27 protein-coding genes, 1 other RNA gene and 2 pseudogenes are annotated in these 24,484 nt (G+C 61.2%); 17 read left to right on the forward strand and 13 right to left on the reverse strand.

Features of this window, described 5'->3' with window-relative positions; genetic code table 11:
• Positions 1-158: 158 nt before the first annotated feature.
• From N4J17_RS00180 to N4J17_RS00235, 12 genes are all read left to right on the forward strand, one after another.
• Complete coding sequence (locus N4J17_RS00180) at positions 159-512, forward strand: hypothetical protein (protein ID WP_198322501.1); 354 nt, start codon at positions 159-161, stop codon at positions 510-512.
• A 467-nt stretch (positions 513-979) separates the two neighbouring features.
• Positions 980-2,134, forward strand: a complete 1,155-nt coding sequence (locus tag N4J17_RS00185; RefSeq protein ID WP_277458374.1) for a sialidase family protein — start codon at positions 980-982, stop codon at positions 2,132-2,134.
• Positions 2,131-2,565 carry a copper resistance CopC family protein gene (locus N4J17_RS00190; RefSeq protein ID WP_198322499.1) on the forward strand — a complete coding sequence of 145 codons (435 nt, stop codon included), beginning with the start codon at positions 2,131-2,133 and terminating at the stop codon, positions 2,563-2,565. The genes N4J17_RS00185 and N4J17_RS00190 overlap by 4 nt, the downstream gene beginning before the upstream one ends.
• Positions 2,566-2,580: 15 nt before the next feature.
• On the forward strand, positions 2,581-3,273 hold the full coding sequence (locus N4J17_RS00195) for a hypothetical protein (protein WP_198322498.1): 693 nt from the start codon (positions 2,581-2,583) through the stop codon (positions 3,271-3,273).
• A gap of 12 nt (positions 3,274-3,285) precedes the next feature.
• Positions 3,286-4,779, forward strand: coding sequence for a hypothetical protein (locus N4J17_RS00200; RefSeq protein ID WP_232470372.1), 1,494 nt, complete (start codon positions 3,286-3,288; stop codon positions 4,777-4,779).
• Complete coding sequence (locus tag N4J17_RS00205; RefSeq protein WP_198322497.1) at positions 4,776-5,444, forward strand: ABC transporter ATP-binding protein; 669 nt, start codon at positions 4,776-4,778, stop codon at positions 5,442-5,444. Before N4J17_RS00200 ends, N4J17_RS00205 begins: the two co-directional genes overlap by 4 nt.
• Positions 5,441-6,622, forward strand: a complete 1,182-nt coding sequence (locus N4J17_RS00210; protein WP_198322496.1) for an ABC transporter permease — start codon at positions 5,441-5,443, stop codon at positions 6,620-6,622. Before N4J17_RS00205 ends, N4J17_RS00210 begins: the two co-directional genes overlap by 4 nt.
• Before the next feature lie 8 nt (positions 6,623-6,630).
• Positions 6,631-7,533, forward strand: coding sequence for a metal ABC transporter substrate-binding protein (locus tag N4J17_RS00215; protein WP_198322495.1), 903 nt, complete (start codon positions 6,631-6,633; stop codon positions 7,531-7,533).
• 10 nt (positions 7,534-7,543) lie between these two features.
• The gene (locus tag N4J17_RS00220) at positions 7,544-7,894 is read left to right on the forward strand and encodes a DUF3147 family protein (protein ID WP_198322494.1); all 351 of its coding nucleotides are present in this window, start codon (positions 7,544-7,546) and stop codon (positions 7,892-7,894) included.
• A 654-nt stretch (positions 7,895-8,548) separates the two neighbouring features.
• Positions 8,549-8,929, forward strand: a complete 381-nt coding sequence (locus tag N4J17_RS00225) for a hypothetical protein (RefSeq protein ID WP_198322493.1) — start codon at positions 8,549-8,551, stop codon at positions 8,927-8,929.
• Between the two features lie 89 nt (positions 8,930-9,018).
• Positions 9,019-9,186: a hypothetical protein gene (locus tag N4J17_RS00230; RefSeq protein WP_198322492.1), complete on the forward strand. Its 168-nt coding sequence runs from the start codon at positions 9,019-9,021 to the stop codon at positions 9,184-9,186.
• 209 nt (positions 9,187-9,395) lie between these two features.
• Positions 9,396-11,666, forward strand: coding sequence for a TonB-dependent receptor (locus N4J17_RS00235; protein ID WP_198322491.1), 2,271 nt, complete (start codon positions 9,396-9,398; stop codon positions 11,664-11,666).
• Positions 11,667-11,813: 147 nt separating this feature from the next.
• On the opposite strand, the gene N4J17_RS00240 is transcribed toward N4J17_RS00235, so the two are convergent.
• From N4J17_RS00240 to N4J17_RS00250, 3 genes are all read right to left on the reverse strand, one after another.
• Positions 11,814-12,269: a hypothetical protein gene (locus tag N4J17_RS00240; protein ID WP_198322490.1), complete on the reverse strand. Its 456-nt coding sequence runs from the start codon at positions 12,267-12,269 to the stop codon at positions 11,814-11,816.
• Positions 12,270-12,521: 252 nt separating this feature from the next.
• Entirely contained in the window at positions 12,522-13,343 is an 822-nt protein-coding gene (locus N4J17_RS00245) for a c-type cytochrome (RefSeq protein WP_198322489.1), read from the reverse strand.
• Between the two features lie 72 nt (positions 13,344-13,415).
• A complete protein-coding gene (locus N4J17_RS00250; protein ID WP_198322488.1) occupies positions 13,416-14,003 on the reverse strand; it encodes a TIGR00730 family Rossman fold protein in 588 nt (195 codons plus the stop codon).
• A gap of 100 nt (positions 14,004-14,103) precedes the next feature.
• On the opposite strand from N4J17_RS00250, the gene N4J17_RS00255 reads away from it, so the two are divergent.
• Positions 14,104-14,523 (forward strand): secondary thiamine-phosphate synthase enzyme YjbQ, encoded by a 420-nt coding sequence (locus N4J17_RS00255; protein WP_198322487.1) that lies wholly within the window; start codon positions 14,104-14,106, stop codon positions 14,521-14,523.
• A gap of 3 nt (positions 14,524-14,526) precedes the next feature.
• Here the strand turns inward: N4J17_RS00255 and N4J17_RS00260 are convergent, their stop codons facing one another.
• Both N4J17_RS00260 and N4J17_RS00265 read right to left on the reverse strand, forming a co-directional pair.
• Positions 14,527-15,141, reverse strand: a complete 615-nt coding sequence (locus N4J17_RS00260; protein WP_198322486.1) for a Slp family lipoprotein — start codon at positions 15,139-15,141, stop codon at positions 14,527-14,529.
• 49 nt (positions 15,142-15,190) lie between these two features.
• Positions 15,191-15,556, reverse strand: a complete 366-nt coding sequence (locus tag N4J17_RS00265; RefSeq protein WP_198322485.1) for a c-type cytochrome — start codon at positions 15,554-15,556, stop codon at positions 15,191-15,193.
• A gap of 112 nt (positions 15,557-15,668) precedes the next feature.
• Between N4J17_RS00265 and N4J17_RS00270 the strand changes: the two genes are divergently transcribed.
• The gene (locus tag N4J17_RS00270; protein WP_198322484.1) at positions 15,669-16,514 is read left to right on the forward strand and encodes an SDR family oxidoreductase; all 846 of its coding nucleotides are present in this window, start codon (positions 15,669-15,671) and stop codon (positions 16,512-16,514) included.
• A gap of 3 nt (positions 16,515-16,517) precedes the next feature.
• Here the strand turns inward: N4J17_RS00270 and rnpB are convergent.
• The 3 genes from rnpB to N4J17_RS00285 form a co-directional block, all read right to left on the reverse strand.
• Positions 16,518-16,878: RNase P RNA component class A (gene rnpB / locus N4J17_RS00275), an RNA gene on the reverse strand.
• Between the two features lie 106 nt (positions 16,879-16,984).
• Positions 16,985-19,054 carry an alkaline phosphatase gene (locus tag N4J17_RS00280; protein WP_198322483.1) on the reverse strand — a complete coding sequence of 690 codons (2,070 nt, stop codon included), beginning with the start codon at positions 19,052-19,054 and terminating at the stop codon, positions 16,985-16,987.
• A 108-nt stretch (positions 19,055-19,162) separates the two neighbouring features.
• Entirely contained in the window at positions 19,163-19,744 is a 582-nt protein-coding gene (locus N4J17_RS00285; RefSeq protein WP_198322482.1) for a hypothetical protein, read from the reverse strand.
• Between the two features lie 409 nt (positions 19,745-20,153).
• Between N4J17_RS00285 and N4J17_RS16535 the strand changes: the two are divergent.
• Positions 20,154-20,280 (forward strand): annotated as a pseudogene (locus N4J17_RS16535) (hypothetical protein); the annotation flags it as partial.
• Positions 20,281-20,476: 196 nt separating this feature from the next.
• Positions 20,477-20,776, forward strand: a pseudogene (locus tag N4J17_RS00290) (integrase core domain-containing protein); the annotation flags it as partial.
• Here the strand turns inward: N4J17_RS00290 and N4J17_RS00295 are convergent.
• On the reverse strand, positions 20,674-20,949 hold the full coding sequence (locus N4J17_RS00295) for a hypothetical protein (RefSeq protein ID WP_198322480.1): 276 nt from the start codon (positions 20,947-20,949) through the stop codon (positions 20,674-20,676). The pseudogene N4J17_RS00290 and the gene N4J17_RS00295 overlap by 103 nt on opposite strands.
• Before the next feature lie 4 nt (positions 20,950-20,953).
• A complete protein-coding gene (locus tag N4J17_RS00300) occupies positions 20,954-21,202 on the reverse strand; it encodes a hypothetical protein (protein ID WP_198322479.1) in 249 nt (82 codons plus the stop codon).
• Positions 21,203-21,468: 266 nt separating this feature from the next.
• Between N4J17_RS00300 and N4J17_RS00305 the strand changes: the two genes are divergently transcribed.
• Entirely contained in the window at positions 21,469-22,827 is a 1,359-nt protein-coding gene (locus N4J17_RS00305) for a phospholipid carrier-dependent glycosyltransferase (RefSeq protein WP_232470371.1), read from the forward strand.
• A gap of 10 nt (positions 22,828-22,837) precedes the next feature.
• Here the strand turns inward: N4J17_RS00305 and N4J17_RS00310 are convergent, their stop codons facing one another.
• From N4J17_RS00310 to N4J17_RS00320, 3 genes are all read right to left on the reverse strand, one after another.
• On the reverse strand, positions 22,838-23,044 hold the full coding sequence (locus tag N4J17_RS00310; protein WP_277458323.1) for a hypothetical protein: 207 nt from the start codon (positions 23,042-23,044) through the stop codon (positions 22,838-22,840).
• Between the two features lie 68 nt (positions 23,045-23,112).
• Entirely contained in the window at positions 23,113-23,871 is a 759-nt protein-coding gene (locus tag N4J17_RS00315) for a glycosyltransferase family 2 protein (protein WP_232470369.1), read from the reverse strand.
• Positions 23,872-23,892: 21 nt separating this feature from the next.
• Positions 23,893-24,297 carry a GtrA family protein gene (locus N4J17_RS00320; protein WP_198322478.1) on the reverse strand — a complete coding sequence of 135 codons (405 nt, stop codon included), beginning with the start codon at positions 24,295-24,297 and terminating at the stop codon, positions 23,893-23,895.
• Positions 24,298-24,484 lie beyond the last annotated feature (187 nt).

The following is a 24,484-nucleotide window of genomic DNA, read 5'->3' on the forward strand; positions in this document are numbered from 1 at the left end:
CAGCCCAAGGGAAAGTCATGCCGCCATCGCGTTGATTCATCATTTACTCCCCGCATGCAGCAAGGCTTTCATACCTTGGCAACTATGTTGGCATAATGTTTTCATGCTCCCAGGAGCATTTTTCCCTTATCAACCATACAAAACAGGAGGTATTCATCATGCTCGTAGGTGCTCTCGCTGTATTCACGCTCGTCGCTCTCATGGGTCTTGCCATGATCAGCGACGTCTGGGCCGGCCGCCCGGTAGGTCCCGCCTATCCCATCGTGCACGGCGCGGCCTCGCTGGTCGGTTCTGCGCTCGTCATCGTGGCCGCCCTGGCAGGCGACACCCGCCTTTACCTCAACATCGGCATGGCCGTCGTGATCATCGGCCTGGGACTCCTGATGGGGCTGACTGCCAAGAAAGGCAAACGGGTGCCACGCGCCATCCTGGTGGCCCACGCAGGACTGGCTGTCATCTGCTATCTGGCACTGGGCTTCTTTGCGTTCAATCCGAGCGCAACCCTGATCTAAAATCCCCCCTCGGGAACGCATTCTGCGTTCCTGAAATCCGCAGTCTCCCTCATCGACGCTCGGCAACCGGTCCCCACGGGCACCGGTTGCCTGCTCTTGCCCGCCATCTCTCCAGCCGACAAGGCATTTACCTCAGCCGCTTGGTGATTTCACTTACCGCCACTGCCATCGCGGCATCCCAACGTCTTGTCAATAAACACAAAAAATATCGGCACGATAAATGCTATATCTCACAACAATGGTAGCGGCGCCCCCTTATCCCCCGGACGTGAAGACCCTCGGACAGTCGGGGGCGCCGGTTCGAAGACACCGATTTCCTAAAAACCGGCGGGTTTCATCTTCAAATCCCGACTATGCGCACGTCCTCTCTGAATGCCCGGCCACTCATCGCCCTCGCAGCGACGTGGGCCGGGTTCCTTTTGTTTGGATCCGCCTCTCTCGCACAGCAACCGGACGCACCGTACGCCGTGACCTACCCTGACATCGCCGGACTGACCGAGATTCAAGGGCTGGATGTCGCGGTCGATGGCCGCTCCATCCACGCCCTGCTGGTGGCAAAACTCGCAGGCGGCAGCCGCTTCCGCGTGGTCCATGTGCATTCGGAGGACGGCGGACAGACCTGGACACCGCCGAATTTCCTGGACCGCCCGGACGACCCGCCGGTTATCGCCCGGCCGGGCAACGAGGCGCGCATCGCCGTCAAGGGAAAAGATCTGGTGGCCGCCTGGCAGGGTCAAGGGAAGCTGCCAGGCACTGGGCCGATGCACATCGTCGGCTCGCGCGACGGCGGCAAGACCTGGGCGTGGGGCAGCAATCCCGCGACCGGTGACACCCTGAAAAACCAGTCCTACCTGTCCCTGGTGGCCGACCCGCAAGGGGCATTCCATCTGGCTTGGCTGGACGACCGCGAGGAAACCGGAGATACCCAGGGACTGCGCTACGCCAGTTCGAAAGACGGCGGATTGCACTGGAGCCCCGAAATCACTCTGGACCCGGCGGTCTGCACCTGCTGCTGGAGTCGGCTCGCGGTCCTGCCGGACGGCACACTGTCCGTGCTGTACCGCGACGCCGACCCGCGCGACATGAAGCTTTTCCTGCGCCCCGGCCGCGCCAAAGGCTGGCTGCCCGCGGGGCCGGTCGGCGCCTTCGGCTGGCATTTCGCCGGCTGCCCCCATTGCGGCGGCGGACTGGCTGGCAGCAAGGCCGGAAACGGCCCAGCGACGCTGCATAGCGTGGTCTGGACGGGCAAGGAAGATGCGGCCGGTCTGTTTTATCTGAAATCGGCGGATGCCGGCAGGAACTGGTCCAGGCCGCGGAAAATCGGCGACGGCCAAAGCCGCGATGGCGACATCGCCGCGCTCGGCCAAGGGATGCTGGCGATCGCCTTCACCCGCAAAACGGCGGCTGGCGCCGCCGTCCAGCTCATGCAGTCCGGCGATGACGGCGCCCACTGGACGGAGCCCGCCACCCTCAGCGCCGAAACCGCCAAGGCCCGGCATCCGAGAGTCCTGGCCACGCCGTTCGGATTCCGGATCTTCTGGACCGAAACCCGCCCCGATGGGCAGAAAACCTGGGCCATCGCGACCCCGAAAACCGTAACCCAAGCACGACGAGATTCATGAGAACCCTCATCCCATCCCTGACCATACTCCTCGCCAGCCTGGCCGGCGCGGCGGGAGCCGTGGAAGATGGCGCGCTGACCGTCCCCAATCCTTTCCTTGCCCAGACGGTGGACACGCCCCTCCATCTGGCCCATGCCATCCTGGTCAAAGCGATACCGGACCGCGATGCCACGCTCACCGATGCGCCCGAAGAGATCCTTCTGACTTTCAACGAAGGCGTGGGCAACGACTTCCTGGCGCTGGCCGTGATCGACGGCGAAGGCAAGCGCGTCGACAACCACGACGCCAAGCTCGATTTCACCGACCGCTCCCGACTGCGGGCCTCGGTTGCCAGGCTAACTCCCGGCCGCTACATGGTTCGCTACCGGGTGCTCTCCGCCGACGGCCATGTGGTCAGCGGCAAATATTTCTTTCAAGTCCAGAATCCCTGAAGGAGGACCCCTGTCATGACGCATCGTTCTGCATTTTTCCGCCGCATTGTCCCAGCCCTGATCGGCTTGGCCCTGACCGCCGGAGCGGCTTTCGGTGCCGGTGCCCCCCGTGATACTAGCAATGGCCGGCAGATGTATCAGGGCGCAGCGATGAACTGCTTGGTGGCCAACGACTTCTATGCCGTGCATTTCACTGCCATGCAGGAAGGACGTTACGAGAACGAAAGACATGAATTCACGAAATACTGCCAGGAGATTCCGGGCACCGGTAAGACCTATCTGAGTATCGACCTGCTGGACCGCGACGTGCGCAACACCCCGATCGCCCTGCGGGTGATCGAGGAAGATCTGGGCGCAGGCAGCCAACTGCCGAAGGAAAAAAGGACGCTGGCGGAGGTGCCGCCCAAAATCTACAAGAACGGCACGGTGGAAACCTATACCAACATCACCGAACCTGGCCATTACGCGCTGATCGCCGTCTTTGGCGACGAAGCCGTGACCGAGGACGACCGCCTGCGGATCCCGTTCAGCGTCGGCGTTCCGTCTCCCGTTCAGCCCAACCGCTGGCCCGGTGCGCTGGCAGCGCTGATTGGCGCTCTCGTACTCGCTACGCTCTGCTATGTCGCCTACCGCAATCTCGGCCTGCGGCGTGCCGCCCCTCCCCTCGGCGGCGGCACGGAAAAAGCGCCGCGCCGCTCCCCGGTCTGAGGCCGGTCGTCGATGAGGGATCATCGTTACGCCCGCTACCGCTTCGCCCTGTGCCTGCTGCTTGCCCTGGCCGGCGGAAGTAACGCATTTGCGGATTGGACCGGCCTCGCCCAATACGGCGCAGTGGCGGAAATCTCCGTCGAACCGGACGCGGTCGATATGGACATCCGCATCAAGGAAAGGGTGTTCACGAATCTGGCCGGCGCCGATGGCGGGCCGCTCCTCCCCGGACTGCTGCGGCTGAAGGACAAGAACGGTCATCCGCTCGAAGGCAGGATTGTGTCCTTCGCCAAACCCGACGCCGTCCCAGGCAAAACGGACGGTCCGTGTTACGAAGCTAGACTGCGCTTCGACATTACCGGAAAGCCCGACGCCCTAATCCTGGTTCCCGCAGCGCAACTCGGCAAGGAGCTCGGCGTGGTCGTCAACCATCGCGGCGTGCCTCTGGCCGACCTCGGCGCACTCGAGGCGCCCGCCCGCATCCTGCTGGACTGGAATGACCCGTGGCGCTCACGCTTCGAAGATTCCGGCCGCATCAGGCGCCACAGCGCGCCTCGCTCCTTCCTCTACGTTGAGCCCTACGAGGTCCGGCACGAAGTGCTGCTGCGCCTCGCAGATCTGGCACCGTATCTGCGGTTCAAACCCAGGGATCCACAAAATCTCAGCTTAGGCGAGCGTGAATTCCTAAAGCAGGCGGCCGGCGATTTCCTACGGACGCGAAACCCGCTCCGGATCAACGGTGCCGTGGTGGAAGCCCAGCTCGACCGGGTGGAATTCCTGCGCTTCGACCGCCAGGGCATGCGGAAAACCGGAGACTCCGAGCCTCTTTCCCCGGCCTCGGCGCTGGTCGGCGCGATTCTGGTCCATCTCACCGAAACCCCCGCCGAAGCGGTGGAACTGCAATGGGAACTATTCGGCCCCGGCCTCGGGAGACGGCCCGTAACGCTGTATTCCGGTCAAGAGTCCTTCGAATCCGAGGCCACCCCCCGCGACCCGGTCTTCCGCTGGTCGGCGGAAGAAGCCTTGGGGCTGTCGCCCGAGGTTGAACGGCCGGAAACCCGCGCTGAGGCCTTTCCACGGTCGCAGGTGCAGAATCGCCTGGAAGCCTTGTTGCACAACGTCTATCGGGCCTATGCCCTGCGCGGGGAAGAAGCGTGCTATGACCGTCTGGCGCTGAGCCTGGACGGCTCGCTGCTGGAAGAAGTCTATCTCCGCCAGCGGAAGGCGGTCCTGGCCCGCAATCAGGGGCTGGGCGGTGAAGGGCGGATCAGCCGCGTCGAAGTGCTGGAAGACGGACTCGCCACCCGGAAACTCGGGCCTTCCAGCTTCGAAGTCACGGCCCGATGGATCGCCCACGGCACGGTTTCCCACTGGGGTCATTCCCATGACCGCCACACGCTGTACGCCGCCCGCATGGTGCTGAACATCACCGAAGACGGCACATGGAAAATCACTGCGATGGATCTTCTCGAAGACAGCCCCTCGGCAGCCTCCGCCCGTTCATGATCGAAATCGAACACCTGAGCTTCCGCTATCCCGGCAGCGGCGCTGGCTTCGCCTTGCCCGCCTTGCGCATCGAACGCAGCGCCAAGGTCGCCATCATTGGGCCCAGCGGCGCGGGGAAAACCACCCTCCTGAAACTGATCGCCGGCATTCTGACCCCCGATGCAGGGACCGTCCGCGTCGACGGCGTCACCGTCAGCGCGCTGAATGATAGCGCGCGGCGGAATTTCCGGATTTCCCGCATCGGCTTCGTATTCCAGGAACTCGAGCTGCTGGACTACCTCAGCGTGTACGACAACATCGTGCATCCCTACCGGATCAACCGGGTCCTGAAGCTGGACCGGCAGGTGCGGGGCAGAGCCCGGGAGCTGGCGGAACACACCGGTCTGGGAGACAAGCTCACTGCGCTGCCGCGGGAACTGTCCCAGGGCGAGCGGCAAAGGACGGCGGTTTGCCGTGCGCTGCTGAGCGAGCCGGCCCTGGTTCTGGCCGACGAGGCCACCGGCAACCTCGATCCGCCCAGCAAGCTCAGGATCATCGAACTGCTGATCAGGGCCACGGAGCGCAACCGGGCCACCCTGCTGGCCGTCACCCACGACCACGAGCTGCTGCCGCTGTTCGACCGCATCATCGATATCCGCCAGCCCAGAAATCCACCTACAGAATGAGGCACGATTTCTACCTGGCTTGGCGCCATCTGCGCCACCACCGGATACGGACGCTGATCCTGGTGCTGTGCCTGAGCTTGATCGGGGCGCTTCCGTTGGGGCTGCACCGGATGCTGGAGGCAGGCGAATACTGGATGACCCGGCGGGCCGAAGCCACGCCGCTCCTGGTCGGCGCCCGCGGCAGTTCGGTGGACCTCACGCTCGGCGCGCTCTACTTCAGCGAAGCCGGCGTGCCGACCATCCGCATGCAGGAAGCCGACCGCGTCACCGCCACCGGCTGGGCCGACGGCCTGCCCCTCTATGCCCGTCACCGGGTGCAAGGCCAGCCGCTGGTCGGTGTCACGCTTGACTACTTCGACTTTCGTGGGCTCGCACCGGCGCAGGGTGAACTGCCAGCGATTCTGGGCGATTGTGTGCTCGGCGCCGAGGCCGCCGAGCACCTCGGGCTGGGGCCGGGCGACACCCTGGCATCTTCTTCGGAAAACGCCTTCGATCTCGCCGGCACCTACCCTCTCAAACTCCATGTCACCGGCGTGCTGGCCAAGGCGCACTCCCCCGATGACAACGCCGTTTTCGTTGATCTCCATACCGCCTGGGTCATCGAAGGTCTGGGACACGGCCACGTAGACCCTCAGGCAGCCCCCACGCTAACCGAGAGCCCTTTCGGGCCCGTGGCCGCCCGCGGTGCCGACATGGGACTTCTGACCTATACCGAGATCACCCCGGAGAACCTGGCTTCCTTTCATTTCCACGGCGATCCGGCCACCTATCCCATCAGTGCCGTGATCGCACTACCCCACGATACCCGCGCGGCGACTCTACTGCGGGGACGCTACCTGGATGAAAAATCGGAGACTGAGATCGTCCGCCCGCTGGACGTGACCCGCAGTCTGCTGCAGAACGTCTTTCGGGTTGGCGCGCTGTTCGACGGCATCCTGCTCCTGGTCGGTGCCATCGCCTTGTTCCTGGTCGCCCTGGTGTTCTCGCTGTCGCTGCGTTTGCGGCAACGGGAAATCGAGACAATCTACCTGCTCGGTTGCGCCAGGCTCACGGTGGCGCGCCTGCTGTTCGCGGAGATTCTGCTCATTGGGCTGTTCGCAGCCGCGGTCTGTGCCGCCGTACTGGCCGCCGCCGCGCCCTATGCCTCCGATCTTGCACGTCATTTCATCCTGAGTTGAGAAGCGCCATGCCCATACTCCGCGTCCTTTCCGTCGTCTTCACTCTGCTCGCCGCCTCCGCCTCGGGTGCCGGCGCCATCGGCGAATCCAGGCTCAAAATCATGGCCTCGAACTACCCTCTGGCCTACTTTGCCGAACGGCTGGCGGGCCCTTGGGCCACGGTGACACTGCCGGTACCGGTAGACGTCGATCCGGCCTATTGGCAACCGGACGTCAAAGCGGTCGGCACCATGCAGAAAGCCGACCTGATACTGCTCAACGGTGCGGACTACGAAAAATGGCTGGTGCACGTCGCCCTTCCCCGCCTGAAACGGGTGGATACCTCCGCCGGTTTCCGCGACCGCCTCATCCGCATCGAGAACGCGGTGGTGCACAGCCACGGGCCGGCCGGCCAGCATTCCCACGAAGGCATCGCCTTCACCACATGGCTGGATTTCGACCAGGCGGCGCAGCAGGCGGACGCCGTGGCCAAGGCGCTGATTGCCAGACGGCCCGAACTCAAGACGGCCGTCCTCGAAGCGTTGAAAGCGCTGCAAGCGGGCCTGGCCGATCTGGACGGCGAACTCAAACGGATCACCTCCGCCAGACCCGGCCTGCCCTTGCTGGCATCCCACCCGGTTTACCAGTACCTCGCCCGCCGCTACGGCCTGAATCTGAAAACCGTCCACTGGGAGCCAGGCGAAATGCCACCGGCAACCGAATGGACTGGACTGGACAAAACACTGGCCCAACACCCCGCGAAGACCATGCTGTGGGAGGCCCAGCCGTCCCCTGCCGTCTCGGACAAACTGAGCACCAAGGGCGTCACCAGCGTAGTTTTCGACCCCTGCGCCAACCGCCCGGCGTCCGGGGATTTTCTTGCCATCATGAAACAGAATATCGAGAATTTGAAGACGCCCTTCCAGCGCTGATGAACAGCCCATGTTGTATTACGCTATCAAGCTGGCGATATCGGTCTTCGTCCTGGTGGCGATTACCGAAATCGCAAAACGCAGCGCCCTTTTCGCGGCACTGGTCGCATCCCTTCCCCTCACCTCCCTGCTTGCCTTCATCTGGCTGTATTGCGACGGCGCGCCTGCGGTCCAGATCGCGGAGCTCTCCTCCCGCATTTTCTGGTTGGTGCTGCCGTCGCTGCTGCTGTTCCTGCTTCTGCCTCTGTTGTTGAAACACGGCCTGGGGTTTTGGACCAGCCTGACCCTATCCTCGGCGATAACCGCGCTGGCCTATCTCGGCCTGATGATGCTGTTGCGTTTTTCCGGCATCCGGCTCTGATCGATCCTGTTTCCCTAATTATGGTCTCTTATGCCAAAGCCCCTTCGCCGGCCCCATTTATCCATGGCCTTCTTGCCTCGTGGCGAGGGGGGAAGGGACTTCCCGGGCGATGCGATCACAGATTCAGACCACTACGTGATTTGATATACCCACAGTGGGATTTAACGCAGCGACCGGCACCTGAACACATGTAACTGACGAATCGGACGCTGGCACGGCCGCAAGCGCCGGTGATCAATCCCCCTTGCCTTTCCCGACAGCGAAATCCTATCACTATGATTTAGATATCAATTTGTCGTAAGACGTATCGTCAATCCAGAGCCTCGGCCATGCCATCAAACTCATCTCATGATATTCGTGGCACGCTGCACCAGCATAGGCACAGGTCTTGCTCATATTGATATGCTGAATCTCCTAGGGCGCCTATTTCAGGATTCGACTCACCCCAGCAGGTGACATTTTTTGACGCCTACATGACGGATTGACGCCAAATCCTGAAGAACAAGGACGCATTCCGATGCCCGCCGCTCGCGGCGGGTCTTTTTGCGCACCCTCGAAGATTCACTTCAGTCATGTATGTGCCCGGTCATTACCTTGAAACCGGGCGACATTCATATTCCCTATTACGAATAAATACTAGGTAAGGAGTCTCGAATGAATAATCATGGTCTTCGCCGCGCCCTGCTTGCGTCCTTTCTGGGACTGGTAGCCGGCGTCAGTTTCGCCGGCGGGCGCTATGCAGACCCGCCGCCGAATCTAGTCGAAGTTTTGAATGCCAGCAAAGCGGCACTGGAGGCTGCAAAGCAATCCAATAAGGAGTTGTGTATGGAAAACGCCAAAAAGGCGAGAAAATTGGCCATCGATTCCTATAAGGAAAAGAGCACCATGCCCATGCAGATGTCCAGCAGCCGGTTGAAAGCAGTGATCGGTTCGCTTGAAGCAGGTCAGATCGCGGAAACAGTTGCGCCGCTGGAAGAAGTGGTGAAAGAAGTGGGCGCCGAGGTCGAGTACTACAAGAAAGAAGGCAAGCTTTAAAGCACCAACAACCGATGGCGTACGCCGCTTCGTTTCTGAACAAACGATGCAGCGTGCGCCCTTACTTCTCCCAGCCATTCGAGTTAGCCATGACACCCTACGAAAAAATCGCGATCGTCCTTTTAGCAACCGCATTGTTGTCCGGCTGCGGCAAGGAAGGCCCGTTTGGGAATACCCCGGGGCCCAAGAAGCCGGAATGGATGAAGTCGAAGAGCGAGGCTCCAGAAGAAACGGAAGCCAAGCCAGCAAAGAATTAATTTACTTCCAAGTATCGCTCCCGCCTGCATCCGGGAGGCCCATCGGGCACGTAGTACTCTTCGCAACGTAATGCTCCAGAATCCCCCCGACCTGTGGGAGAGAGGGCGGTGAGTAATTGCCTTCGCGCCGCCTTCCGGCCTCGTATGAGGCGCAAGGGCCATCCGGAACGAAATAAATAAAAATAACTCGACCGATACGACAAGGCTCCATGCAAGCAAGAAAAATCATCGCTCCAGACCGTGCTTCGGGATCCATTGGAACCGGGAACGTCCGTTTTTTCCACGGCGCATTGCAAGACGGCCGCAAGATCTGGGCGATCCTCTGTACGCTGGGCGCCACTTACCCTGGCGCCGGTTTCGCCCATCCGCAGCCACAATCTTCCACCGAGGCGCTGCCAGAATCGGAAACACCGGCCGACTCGAACGAAAAAGCCGCCCCCAAGGCAAAACCGAGATCGAAAAAAGACGACGATGAGAACGCCCCCCAGCTCATCGAGGAACCGGCCAGCCTCGACACGGTTGAAGTCGTAGGACGCGAAACCGACCTGATCGGCCTGACGCAGTCGGCCTCCCAAGGTGTGGTGGGCCAGAACCAGTTCAAGTACCGGCCCCTGCTGCGCGTCGGCGAACTGGTGGAGGTCGTGCCCGGCATGCTGGCCACGCAGCACAGCGGCACCGGCAAGGCCAACCAGTATTTCCTGCGCGGCTTCAACCTGGACCACGGCACCGATTTCGCCACCTGGGTCGACGGTGTACCCATGAACCTGCCGACCAACGCCCATGGCCAGGGCTACATGGATCTCAACAGTATCATCCCCGAGCTGGTGGACCGCGTGGAGTACGGCAAGGGACCGTATTACCCGGAGATGGGTGATTTTTCCGCGGCCGGCTATGCCTATATGCACACCAAGCATCGGCTGCCGCAGGGCTTCGTCAACTTCACCGGAGGCGAGTACAACTACTACCGCACGGTCGCGGCCAATTCCAACGAGCTGGGACCGGGCGACCTGCTCTATGCCGCTGCGGTCAACTTCTACGACGGCCCCTGGCAGCGGCCGATGGATCTGAACCAGTTCAACGGCATGCTGCGCTATACCATCGACAAAGAGGACTGGGGCCTGTCTGTAATCGCCAAGGGCTACAATTCGCGATGGTATGCCACCAACCAGATTCCGGAAGCGCTGGTGCTGGAAAACCAGCTGGATCTCTACGGCACCATGAACCGCAGCGACGGCGGAAACACCAATCGTTACAGCCTTTCGACCAACCTCTGGAGCCGGGGCGAGTCGTCCAAGAGTGAAGTCAACCTGTACCTCGCCTATTACGACCTGGACCTGTACTCGGACTTCACCTATTTTCTGGAACATCCGCAACAGGGCGACCAGATCCTGCAGAGCGAACACCGCTGGTATTACGGCGGCACTGCCTCGCAGACCTGGTTCAACAATCTGTTTGGCACCCCCATGGAAAACAGCGTGGGTCTGCAGATCCGCCACGACCAGATCGGCGGACTGGAGTTGGCCAATACCCAGTGGCGCAAGGTCTTCAACATCGTCAGCCGCGATGATGTGTCCGAGACGAGCATCGGCATGTACTTCAAGAACGAAACCTTCTGGATGGAGAAGTTCAAGACGATTGCCGGCCTCCGCAACGACATCTTCGTCTTCAACGTGGACAGCCAGTTGACACCCGTGAACTCTGGCAACCGCAATTCGAGCATGGTCAGCCCCAAGCTCAGCATGGTGTTCGGCCCCTGGGCGGACACCGAGTTCTTCATCAACATGGGCTATGGCTTCCATTCCAACGATGCCCGCGGTACGGTGGAAAGCGTGAATCCCAACAACGGCGACCCGATCCATGCCGTGACCCCGATGGTGCGTTCCAAAGGCGCGGAAATCGGCGCGCGCACCCAGTACATCCCCGGGCTCAACAGCACCTTGGCATTTTGGTTCCTGCACACCGCCTCGGAACTGGTGTTCACCGGCGATGCCGGTACGACCGAACCCACCGGTCCCGGCAACCGCTACGGCGTGGAATGGGCCAATTACTACCAGGCCACGGACTGGCTGATCCTGGATGCCGACCTCGCTTTCACCAAGTCGTACTACACGGATCTGCCCAGTGGCGACAACAGCATTCCCAACTCGGTCGGCAATGTCATCACCAGCGGCGCCACGGTACAGATGCCTTACGGTTTCTGGTCCACTTTGAGGCTGCGCCACTTCAGCAACGTGCCGCTCAACGAAGCAGGAACGGTGTTTCTGGGCAATACCACCCTGGTCAACTTCGGCCTGGGCTGGCAGGAGGAGAACGTCAAACTGCAACTGGACCTGTTCAACATCTTCGATTCCAGGGCCAATGACATCGCTTACTACTACCAGTACCGCCTGCAGAACCAGCCGCCCGCAGGCGTGGAAGGCAAGACCATCCACCCGGTCGAGCCCCGGATGCTGCGCGGGAGCATCACCATCAACTTCTGACGCAGCGTCCCTGCCATTCGTCGGGCTTCAATCTGACGGTAACGATTTGGAGAGACCAGAACCTCGGCACCGCAATAGAATGTCACCCCAGAAAGAGTGCCCCTCCGCCCCCCTCGGGGTGCCGAGGCTTTCCTCGAGAATATCACCCTACGGGTTGGGCAGATGGGCGAGGAACCATTCCAGCAGCCGGATCATTCCCACGACCGCACCGACGGAACCGACCACCCAGAGGGTCTGGCGATGGATGGCCTGGGTCAATCGTACTTCGACCTCCCGGATTTCCAGCCGGGTCTTTTCGATCTCCAGCCGGAGCGTCGCCTCGATTTCCTTGATCTCCTTCTGCAGTCTCGCTTCGACTTCCTTGATCTCCTTCTGCAGTCTCGCTTCGACTTCCCTGATCTCCTTCTGCAGTTTCCCTTCGACTTCCTTGATCTCCTTCTGCAGCCGCAATTCGGTCTCGCGCACCTGGCCGGCGGTCGCCACGTCCTTCAACTGGGGATAGCGGTCCTCCAGATGCTCGAAGGCTTCCGCGATCAGTTTGGCGCGCGTCTTGTCCTCGCCCGCCTCGGTCAGTTGTTCGTACAGTCGTAACGCTACGCTCATGGTCGTCCCGGAAACGCTTTGCGTCGCAGTTTAGCATGGGCCCGCTGACCCGCCGAACGGCCCCAGCGCCCGGACGAGGCTGGCCGGTCCGTTACCAATTAAGAAGAGGTGGAAAAATCGAACGGGCTGAGGCCCCACCGGATGCATAGAGGACTTTCACGTCCGAATGATCACCCGCGGCGCCCCCCAAAAAAAGGCGGGGACACTCGACGAGCCGTCCTGACTGGCGGCCGATCGAATCACGCGGCCGTTTCAGTGGGGGTGATGCCCGCCGTGATCCTCGGTCGCGTGCCCGGCATGGTCGCGCAACTGGGCGTCGAACCAGCGATGGATCGCATCGACCAGGGCGGGATCGTCCGCTGAATATTCGATCTGCGCACCCCGCGCCAGCACGCCGTATTTCACCCTGAGGCTTCCGGGCGCCGCCCGCTTCAGTTCGGCCAGGCCCGGCATATCCTCGCCGTGTATGCGTGCCGGTGCAGAAAAATCACCATGGGCGAACTTGCCTGCGATCTCGGCGAGATGCTGACGAATCAGGCGAATCTGCTCGGCATCCGTCCCTCGTTTCGCCACGACCCGCTGGATGCCGCCTTGCGCCGTCTTGCTGAAGACGTGAGTAGTCTTGTCCAGATCGAAGGGCATGACTTGCGCGCCGCGTTTCGCCACTTCCTCCAGCCGCTGCACGCTCGACTCCTTCGCAGGGGCCGGCATGGCCGTTTTCCCGCCTTCGAGCCGCTGGGTCATATAGAACACCGCATCGGCCACGTCGCGATCGGAAAGCAGCGGCTTGCTTCCTTTCGGCGGCATTTTGAGAAATCCGCCGCGGGCGTGGTTCTCCATGACGGAGAAAGACTCGAAAGAACGGCTTTTCCAACTCTCCGGCCGATCCAGTCTCGGCGCGCCGTCCTTCCCATGGTCGTGACAACCGGCGCAGGCCGAGCGGTAAACCTTCGCACCCTGTTGGGCATCGAGCTTGTCGCCTGTGAGCGAGGCGGACGGTTCCCCTGCGAATACGGCGGATGCAGCCGACGCGGCCAGTACGGCGCAAGTGATCAAGACGATTCGGGTATGCATGCGGATGGCTCCTCGACTGGGGGAAGTCGAATTATTGATGATTCGATGCGCCTTTCCAATGGATAACGCCGTTCATGTCTCATCGGCCCGCACCCAGGTTTCCACCTCGGGCGGACGATAGGCTGCGAAAACTTCGAGCAACTCTTCCGGCTGCCGCGCCACCAGCAGCATGGAACGGTGCAGGCGCCGCATGAAACCCTCACCCGCCGCGTGCTCCAGGAACGCCACCAGCCGGTCGTAGTAGCCGGCAACGTTCAGCAAGGCACAGGGCTTGTGGTGTATACCGAGCTGAGCCCAGGTCCAGGCCTCGAACAGTTCCTCGAAGGTACCGATGCCGCCGGGCAGAGCGACGAACCCATCCGCCAGCTCGGCCATCCGGGCCTTACGCTCGTGCATCGAGGCGGTCACCCGCAGTTCAGTCAATCCAGAATGGGCGATTTCCTTGGCGACCAGCGCATGCGGGATCACGCCGATCACTTCCCCGCCGGCGGCGAGAGCTGCATCGGCGACTGCGCCCATCAACCCCACACTGGCCCCGCCATAAACCAGGCGGATGCCGCGCTCCGCCAACAGCCGGCCGAATCGGCGGGCCTCGTCGAGGTACTCCGGTCGCTCCCCCGCACTCGATCCGCAATAGACACAGACGCTTTTCACTTCCACCGGACATCTCCCCGCGATGTAGCCAAAATCGCATGATATCGCCGAAACAACCAGGAAACGGTTAAGATTCGGCCCTTCCCGATAACCTCAAGGAAACCACATGAAAAGCTACCGCAAGGAACTCTGGTTCAACGTGCCGAACCGTGTCGGCTTCGTGAACATCACCCGGCAGGTCGAAGAATGCCTGCGCGAAAGCGGTGTGCGCGAAGGTCTGGTGCTGGTCAATGCCATGCACATCACCGCCAGCGTGTTCATCAACGACGACGAATCGGGTCTGCACCATGACTACACCCAGTGGCTGGAAAAACTCGCGCCGCACGAACCGATCCGCCAGTACCGCCACAACGACACCGGCGAAGACAACGCCGATGCCCACATGAAGCGGCAGATCATGGGGCGCGAAGTAGTGGTCGCCGTTACCGAAGGCCGGCTCGATTTCGGTCCGTGGGAGCAGATCTTCTACGGCGAATTCGACGGCCGTCGCAAAAAGCGCGCCCTGGTCAAAATCATCGGCGAGTGATCCTCACCGGCGCTTGCCGGGAGCGCGCATCGGCCCCGGATAATACGGGTAGTAGAACGAATAGGGATAGTAGTAATACGGCCACCCCCAGCCATACCAGCCATACCAACCGTAGGAATACGGGTAATAACCGGCCGGCTGGCGCTGGGGCCACAGGTACAGGTAGTCGCAGCCGATCACCAGGTAGTTGTAATCGGCTTCATCGAGCTTCTGGGAACGTTCCCCAAGCACCTTCCCGGCCACCGTCAGTTCCCGGTCCTTTTCGTAAATCGTGGGATCGACGAAATAAGGACACTCCGCCAGAAACCTGCCGCCGGAGCTGTCGCTCTGCTCCGGCCGGTCGCTGCTATCGAGCGCTTTCTGGACGACCTCGATCTCCGAGGTTTTGCCGAGATGACGGGTCTGCACGATGTCACCGCCCAGGATCACCATGCGATCGCGGTACGCGGAGGCGTGCGACTTGAGCTCAGCGAAACTGCTCGGCTGTAAGGCTGCCTGGCGGCGCAGCGATTCGGGAACCGGACTGGAGGCGCACCCAGACGCCAAGCCGACGAACAACGCCAACCCCAGCCCTGCTCCGGCATGGAATACCGGCTGACATTTGGGTTTTTTCATCATTCCCGACCCCCTGGCCTGCCGCACAGGTCCGTGACGGCCTGCCGCCCGCCTATCTGGCGGCCTCAATCTTGACCGTCATGAAATAGATCGCATCCGCGATGTTCTGCTCCGACAACCCGGCCTGTCCCATGGACGGCATGTGGAGAAAACCGTCACGGACATGGTCCTGCATGAGTGAAGGCCAGAGGATACCGCGCGACTCCCATTCGTCGACGTCGTCCAGCATCGGCGCCCCTTCCTCCCCCGTATCGTGGCAGCGCGAGCAGTACATGCTGTAGGTATACATACCCTGGCGATAGTCCGGCTTGTAGTTCGCCAGGGACGGCGCTGCCGGCGGCGGAACGGCATCCTTGGCGCAGCCTGCGAGCAAAATCGGCAGGACGATGGGCGAAAATACGGAGGCGGCAGTCTTCATGGGTATTCCGGATATAAAGGTTCCTTCCAGTCCGAGTCTAGCCCACGCCCCCCGCCCCCACAAGACACCGAAAGAATCGTTCCGGTGGCGGATACGCGATAGAATCCACGGCATGCAAGACCGCTCCCGATCATCCCGCACCATCCTTATCACCGGCTGCTCCTCCGGCATCGGCCTGTGCACCGCTCTGGGCCTCAAGGCACGCGGCTACCGCGTGTTCGCCAGTGCCCGCAAGACCGAAGACGTAGCCCTCCTGCGAGCGAAAGGGCTGGAAACCGTGCAGCTCGACCTGGCATGTTCCGCATCCATCCATGCAGCGTTCGAGGAAGTCCTGCAGTTGGCGGACGGCAAGCTGTACGCTCTGTTCAACAACGGCGCCTTCGGCCAGCCCGGTGCGGTGGAGGACCTCAGCCGGGAAGTATTGCGCGCCCAGTTCGAAACCAATGTTTTCGGCACCCATGAACTGACCCGCCTCGTCATCCCGGTCATGCGCTGCCAGGGCGAGGGACGTATCCTCCAGAACAGCTCAGTACTGGGCTTCGCTGCCATGCCCTGGCGCGGGGCTTACAACGCCAGCAAGTTCGCGCTGGAAGGGCTCACCGACACGCTGCGGATGGAACTGGCTGGCAGCGGCATCCATGTCTGCCTGATCGAGCCCGGACCGATCCTCAGCGAGTTCCGAGCCAACGCATACGATCTGTACAAGCGCAACATCGACGCCGAAGCCAGCGTGCACCGGGAACGCTACCGGGCCATGGAGGCAAGATTGGAAAAAAAGGGGCAAGCGACGCCTTTCACCGCAGGGCCGGAAGCGGTACTCAAGCGCGTGATCCATGCGCTCGAAAGCAGAAGGCCGAAAGCCCGCTATTACGTGACCTTTCCGACCTATCTGTTCGCGGTATTGAAGCGCCTGCTTTCCACGCGCACCCTTGATGCGATCCTCCGACGGATCGACTAGAAAATAAAGAGTCGGCCGATAAGCCGGGTTCTGTCGTGGACAGCCATTCATCTGGGACGTACGTCACCGTACGCCTCGAGCGACCTACCCGGGAGCCGTGCGGGCCGCACGTCTGGGCGAGAACCCAATGCCCCCCTATTTGGTCTTGCTCCGGGTGGGGTTTACCCTGCCGCTTGGCGTTACCGCCAGCGCGGTGCGCTCTTACCGCACCATTTCACCCTTACCCCGGACGCACCGGGGCGGTATATTTTCTGTGGCACTTTCCGTAGGCTCGCGCCCCCCAGGCGTTACCTGGCACCCTACCCTATGGAGCCCGGACTTTCCTCCATCCCCTTAAGGGGACAGCGACTGTCTGGCCGACTCTTTCATATTATAACGCCATGGGTGACTTCCCGCTCGCCGGCAAGGCCGAAGGGGGGCACACCGGGGATTCCATTCCCCGGGATCCGTGGTCTCGGGCAGGACCTGAGCTATTTGCAACTGGTCGTCGTCATCGAACCGAGAGTGACGCCGCCGACTGTGGCCTGCACCAACTGGAAGAACACGTCGGTATTGTCCATGGTGCCACCCATCAGCGATGCGCCACGACCACAGGCCGACAGCGGAATGTCGTTGCCGGTATGAGCCGCGACGGTATCCGGAATCTGTCCGGTGACCAGGAAATTGCCAGCGGTATCACGTACCATCGGGCTCCCCGGATAGGCATTCAGGGGAGCCACGGCGTTACCCGGCTGCTGGCTGTCGCGCAAAGGCTGCGCATTGGTACGCCAGTCCTCGTAACGGTCGGCGTTGGCGGCATAGCCGATCAGCATTTTCTTGTCCGGATCGGTGTCACTGGGATAGCCGTCGGTTCCGGAAATGGGATAGTGCGGAAAACCCGCTGCCTCGTAAGTACCGACCACGCCGTTGCGGACCTGGGCAGCTCCCTCACCCTTCGCGATCCGGGCTTGCAGTTCGTCGTCGGTCACGCGTGAGCCGCCGATGACCGCGACGCCAGCGCACTCATGGTCGGCGGTGACCAGAACCAGGGTGCCAGGATGGTTCCGGGCGTATTGCTTAGCCACGGCCACCGACTTGTCGAACTCGATCGTGTCGAGGATGAAGCGCTCGGTGTCCATGTTATGAGCCTGCTTGTCGATGGACGCACCTTCCACCATCAGCACGAAACCCCTCGGGCTGTTGGCGTCGAGCACTTGCAGCGCCTTTTCGGTCATTTCTTCCAGCATCGGCTGGTCGGGGAAGCCGTAATCGTCCACGACGGTGGAAGTACCCCGGCGTTTGCCGAGCTTGTCCAGAGCCACGTTCATGTTGGACAGCGAGAACAGCCCCAGCAGCGGCTGATTCGCGCCCGCGGCACTGAGGCTCGCGCTGTCGTAGACATAGTTCCAACCGGCGGCCTGGAAATCGGCAATCAGATCGCGGCCTGGATCCAGGGCCCCAGGCGCTGCGCCCCAGCCGGCGACGATATCGGCGGGCAGCACGTAATCGCTGCCGTTGCTGCGGGTGGAACCGTTGAAGCTCGCCACACTGCCTGCGTCACCACAACCGGGCGCCCCGCCGTTGCAGGTGGTCGGATTGGGCAGGAACCATTTGCGACCTCCCCCCATCAGCACGGTCAGGCCGGTGTTCGCCCGGTCGTCGAAGAACTGGTCGACGATGCCGGTTCCAGCCCCTCGGTTCTGGGTATGGACCGCCATGGATGCCGGCGTGGCATCGAATACGTCCGCCGTGGTGACGATGCCCAGTTTCTTGCCTTGGCTGCGAGCCAGGAACTCGGACAGGTATTCCACCCGTGGGTTGTCGAAATTCGCCGTGGTATCGTCCGGGAAGACACCTTCCTGATTGTTGTTGGCCTTGTTGCCGGTCACGTAGTTCTGCATGCCGGGGGCCGAGTCGGTCACGATGGAATTGAGGGATGGCGTCATGATGCTGGCGGTGACCGGAAAGGTGTCCATCGCCAACTTGCCTTTGACCTTACCTTGCGCCACACCGTATTGCATGATACGGGCCGCGGTGCGATGGCCCGAACCCATGCCGTCGCCAAGCATGATGATGACGTTCTTGACCTTCATGCCACCCCACGTGAGGGGGACGATTTCGAAGTTCCCGGTGGCGGTCACCGTCTGGTTATCGCTCTGAGTGGCGGTCACCGTCAGCGTGCGGATACCGGCCCTGGAATTCGAATAGCCACGCACCGACGCGGCCACGGCATTCGGGCTCACATCGGTGATGGCGGTCGCTGGAACCATGCTGGTCTTGCCTCCCGTCGTAGGCGTCACGGTGGCCACGATGTTGCCATCGACCTTGAACACGACCGAAGTGATAGTCTGGCCGGCATCGGGACGGACGGTGGCCTGCAAGTCGAACTTCTGCCCGACGACGAAGCGGGAAACGATCGGATTGGCACTACCCGTCCTGAACAATTCACTGGGCGGCGTGAGACGCGATATGGCGGGAGCCGCTTCGACGCCCGCGGAAATCGCCGAGGCTGCCGCAAGAGCGGTCAGCGACATACGGTTCAAGAACTTATCATCTCTCATCGGGAAACTCCGGTAGTCAGGAAAAGTTTTTTTCAACGTCACGACTGCACACACGCCGGGGGCCGAGTCCATTCCAACCCCACCGAATTCAAGCCCGGCACGCTCCCTTCAGTGATGACGGCCATGTTCCACGGCCCCCGGTTCCACAAATACCGGCGCAGTGCCATCGGGCGCCTCGATTGGATCGATACTGTCTAGATTCAGGCGCGCATAGGAAACGCGCCCGTTCGGCTCCTCGCGGACACCCAATTCCAGAGTCCCGGTCAGCGTCCAAGAGCCGGGACGATACGTCAGTATTTTTTTCGCGTTTTCACCGGAGACATGCGCGAACAATGTGGCCGGGGGCAGATAATCGGCCGGACCGTCCGCCAACTCGGCCAGGGTGACGGGGACGGGCGTCAGCATGAAAAGTCCCGGAAAAGGTTCTTCCTCCTGGACGAGATAGCCGTGAACGCGAACCCGCTTGCCCGCAAGGCTGCGGAGCTTGTCCGTAGGCTCGAGTCCCCGTGGTCCTACAGGCAGCTTGAAAAATTCCGACAGCCGCAGCTCGGCCGCCGGCTTGGTCTGCCGAAGGGACGCCGCAGGGCGCGACGCCTCGCCCGCAGGCTGGCTCGCACATCCAGCCAGCCAGGCCAGAAACGACAGGACGCCATATCGCGCCACCCTGGGCCAGTTTTCGAAATGCTTCATGCTCCACCGGATTGGGAAATTCAGACACGGATGCCGACACGCGCATTGACCGGGCATCTCTCCAGCGTTGAAAGCCTAAGGACTGAAAGTTATGCTCACATGACATTCCCATGATGATTCAGTATCGGTTTTCCGAACGATGGCGACGTTCGCGACCTGCGCTTGCCGAAGGGGTCCGGCCGGCGAAATGCCCGCCCGATGAAACGCATCCTGCTTAATCGGCTTCGGTCGCCGCAGCCTGCCTTCCTGCCGGTCTATTCGCGGTCCTGATGGGACGGACCCAGTTGTCGTGGCGAGCGGGGCTCGGGGCATGCCAATTGCCAACGGCAGTGCCCCCCTCTGTCAGGATAGTTGTCGCATGAGGTAGATTGATCTCTTAAAGGGTTGAGGGGACGGAAGAGAGCGAGAGATGAGGTATTCGCCGGAGCGGAAAGAAATGGTTTTGAATAAGAAGATGTTGCCGCCGCATAACCGAGCGTTATCGGAGTTGGCCCGAGAGGAAGGGATTTCGGAAGCGACGCAGTACCACTGGCGGAAGGAAGCCCGTGCCCAGGGGCGTTTGTTGCCGGCTGGAGATCAGACGCCGGAGGGCTGGACGTCGCGAGACAAGTTCGCGGCGGTGCTGGCGATGGCGGCGCTCAGTGAAGCGGAAGTGGGGGAGTATTGCCGTAGGCGAGGCTTGCATCCCGAGCAGATTCGAGCCTGGCGGGCAGCCTGTGAGCAGGCCAATGACTTGTTCGCACCTGCACGTATCGGCCGGAGTATCCGCACGCAGGCTTCGAGAGCCTCACGGCGGCCCGTGACTGGGCCCTGGCGTTGGTGCGCTGGTACAACCACGAACACCGCCACAGCGGCATTCGTTACGTGACTCCGGCGAAGCGCCACCCCGGCGATGACAGAACGATCCTGGCCGCCCGACATCGGATCTATCAGGCTGCCAAAGACCGCCACCCGGCGCGTTGGACGGGTGCTACCCACAACTCGTATAACGCCTCCAGGCCCTGGTCCGCTTCGGCGAGCGGGGCGCCGTAGTACACCAGCACGTTCATCGAGCGCCATGGCGCGCCCGGGTCGAGCGACGACGGCAGCAGCCGGATGATGGGGTAATCGTCCGGGGATAGGCCGGTTTCGATGCCGATCCTGCAGGTTTTGACGTCCGGCAGCTGCACCAAGGTGTCGCGGATGGAGACCAGCGTATTCCACACAGCTTCAGGCCCGCTCTATGGGGATGGACATGAACGTCACCCGCGTCCCGTCCTGGCGCTTGGCATTGTGCAGCACGAATTCGAACTCCTTCCGGTACTGGCCCAACTTGATCTCGAAAGCGTCGTCCCGCTGCCCGCCCTGCTCCAGGCAGGCCAGGATGTAGACCCGCAGCACCGTCAGCTTGTCGCGCAAGAAGGTCGAATGTTCCCCCTGCCAGCCGGCCAGAAAAATCATCGTGACCCCCTCACTCATCCCCCGTCTGCCACGGGGACGACGCCCCCCAAGGCCGCCCGGGCGACAAGTGCCCCAACTACCAAAGTTAAGACGGCTGGAAACAGCCGAGGCTTGACCATGCGCAGACACGGTTTCCCCTCGCGGTCAGCCACAAGGACAATCCTTTGGAGGACGAGCCGGCACTGATGCTCAACACGCGCGAGACCAAAGGCTATTATGTCAACGTGGGGTAGCGCTGGGATTTCTGATTCCGCCGCGCCCATTCACCCGGACAACTGCCATCGATGAACAGCAGGACAATGAAGACCGCATTCGCAGAGAATTCCACTACCTTGGGCCAAGTCAGGAAGGATACCGGTTTTTTCGGCCGGCTCCTCGCCGACAAGAGGATTCTCACCTTGTTCACAGCCATCGTCCTGTTCGGCTTTTTCACGAAAATCTCCCGCCTCGACTATCCGCGGGACTTTTATTTCGACGAGGTCTATCACGGCTTCACCGCTACCATCGTCCTGCATGGCGACCGGGATGCCTACGACCCCTGGGCAAAGCCGCCGCCGGGCAAGGCGTATGAATGGACGCACCCGCCCTTGTCCAAATTGATCATGGCCGGAATGATGGCGGTTTTCGGAGAGAACGCTTTCGGCTGGCGTATCGGCTCCGTCCTTTTCGGCACCCTCGCCACCATCGCCGCCGCCGCGCTGGCTTTCGAGCTGTTCGGCTCACTTCCCATAGCGGTCCTGACCGCCGCACTGATGAGCCTCGACGGCCTGCTCCTCAGCCAGTCCCGCATCGCCATGAACGACATCTACTTCATCTTTTTCATGCTGACGGCCTTGCTTGGCTACGTCCGCTGGAAAGGCAACGAGATCTCGGTCCGCTGGCTGTATTTCGCTGGAGCGGCACTGGGTCTTGCGCTCGCGACCAAATGGACCACGCTCTACGTGTTTCTTGTCCTGGCTGTGGATCTGAGTGTCGCGGCGATCCGTAACCGGTGCCTGCCGCCTTTGACGGCGTGCCTCAACCTATCCATCGCGCTGGGTCTTTTGCCGGTCGCGATTTATCTGGCGTCCTATCTGCAGTATTTCGCTTTGGGCTACGGCTGGCCGGAATTCATCGAACTGTTCCGCCAGATGTGGTTCTACCATACCGGACTGAAAGCCACCCATGCCGCTCATTCGCAGCCCTGGCAGTGGGTTCTCAATCTGCGTCCGGTATGGATGTATGTTGATTATTCTGTGCCTGGAAAAATAGCCAATATTTACAACCTGGGAAACTCGGTGATTTTTTATGGCGGGCTTTATGCCGTTGCCGCATCGATCTTCAAGATGGAATGGCGGCGGAACTGGCCCGTCGCATTTATTATGCTGCTCTATTTCATGCTCTGGCTGCCATGGACCATTTCACCCAGGATCATGTTTTTCTACCACTATGCGCCGGCGGTCCCGATACTGTGCATCATTCTCGCCCGCTGGCTCTGCAGCAATCTAGCCTCCCCGGAAAAAACCGACAGAATGACGGCTAAAGCCGTCCTGGCTGGGGCATTTCTGTGGTTTGTCGTCTTCTATCCAGACAATACTGCCATACATGTTCCGCTGGGTTTTGCCGACAGCATATATTTTTTGATCCCGGGTTGGAAAAACTAAACGGACAGGGTCAGACGTCCGGTTCCTGGTTATCCCGCGCGATGACATCCTGGATGAAATAGCGAGGCCGGCGTTTGGTTTCCAGGTAGATCTTGCCAAGGTATTCGCCAATGACCCCCAGGCTCAGCAATTGAATGCCGCCGAGCAGACTCATCGGCAGCAGGATCGACGACCACCCGGGAACGGCTTCGCCGGCCACGAACCGTACCCACAGCACCCAGCAAACCACCAGGAAACTGACGGCGGAAATGACAAAGCCGAGAAAGGTGATGACGCGCAGCGGGATTACCGAAAACGAAGTGACACCCTGAAGAGCAAGTCACTTGGTCCGGGGCATCGAGGATGCGATCCACGGATTACCGAAAACGAAGTGACACCCTGAAGAGCAAGACCCAGCATTTTCCGCAAAGGATATTTGGATTCCCCGGCGATACGCTCCGCCCGGTCATAATAGACGGTCGCCGTGTTGAACCCGAGCTTCGGTATGATCCCGCGCAGAAACAGGTTGACCTCGCCAAACTCCCGGAGGGCATCGATGGCGCGCCGGCTCATCAAGCGATAATCGGCGTGATTGAACACCACCTCTACCCCCATCAGTGTCAGCAGACGATAATATCCTTCGGCACTCCAACGCTTGAACAACGAATCCGTCTTTCGGCTCTTGCGGACCCCGTAGACGATGTCTGCGCCGGCGGCGTGGGCATCGAGCATGGCCTCGACTGCGGCCAGGTCATCCTGCAGATCGGCATCGATGCTTATGAGGCAATCCCCTCTCGCATGCATCAGTCCGGCGAGCAATGCGCTTTGATGCCCCTGGTTTCTGGACAGCTTCATGCCCCGCACGAAACCATAGGTCTCTGCCAGGTTACGAATGGTCTGCCAGGTAGCATCCGTGCTGCCGTCATCAACGAAATAGACCCGCGAATCCGGCCCGATTTTGCCTTTGTCTTGAAGGTCCTTCAGCAGGAAGTCCAGCCTTCTGGCGGTTTCCGGCAGCGCTTCTTCTTCATTGAAGCAGGGCACGACGAAAGCGAGTGTGCACATAGCGAATCCTTGGTTTCCGTATCAGGCGGATTTTCGAACCGGCGACGCATACGTCCACTTGAGGCTGCCGACGAAATTCCAGAACAAGACGGCAACGGTCGCCGCGAGCTGGGACCAGAGGTAAGGGAAAGGCGTATAAGTGATTCCGAACTGAACGATGGCTCCGTTCAGCACCAGCCCCATGCCGGCCGTGATGAAAAACCGGAATACTGCGACGCGGTGGCTGTTCTCGGCCCTGAACGTCAATTTGTAATTCAGCCAGTAGTTGACGACGGCACTCGCGGTGAAACCCAGCGAAGAAGCGAGGGTCACCTGCCACTGCCAGAGGCCGACCAGCGCGACGAGCATCGCATACTGCAGAGCCGTGGCCAGACCGCCCACGCACACGAAACGGAAGAATTTTTTCAGGAGACTTGCTTTGGGCATACCGGTCAAGGTCGCACAGATACCCTACTTCGGGAGGTTCACAAGGACGGCTCGCGGCACGAGTCGACACCGGGCGCATCGATCGGAGCAGTCTGAACGGTCACATTGGTCCACCGCGGACCGGAAGCATCGCTCTGCCGGCCTGCGGGACGCAGAATGACCGTCGGAAACCCCGGTCAAAGGTCTT

The sequence above is a fragment of the Methylococcus capsulatus genome (genome assembly GCF_036864975.1).
GTDB lineage: Bacteria > Pseudomonadota > Gammaproteobacteria > Methylococcales > Methylococcaceae > Methylococcus.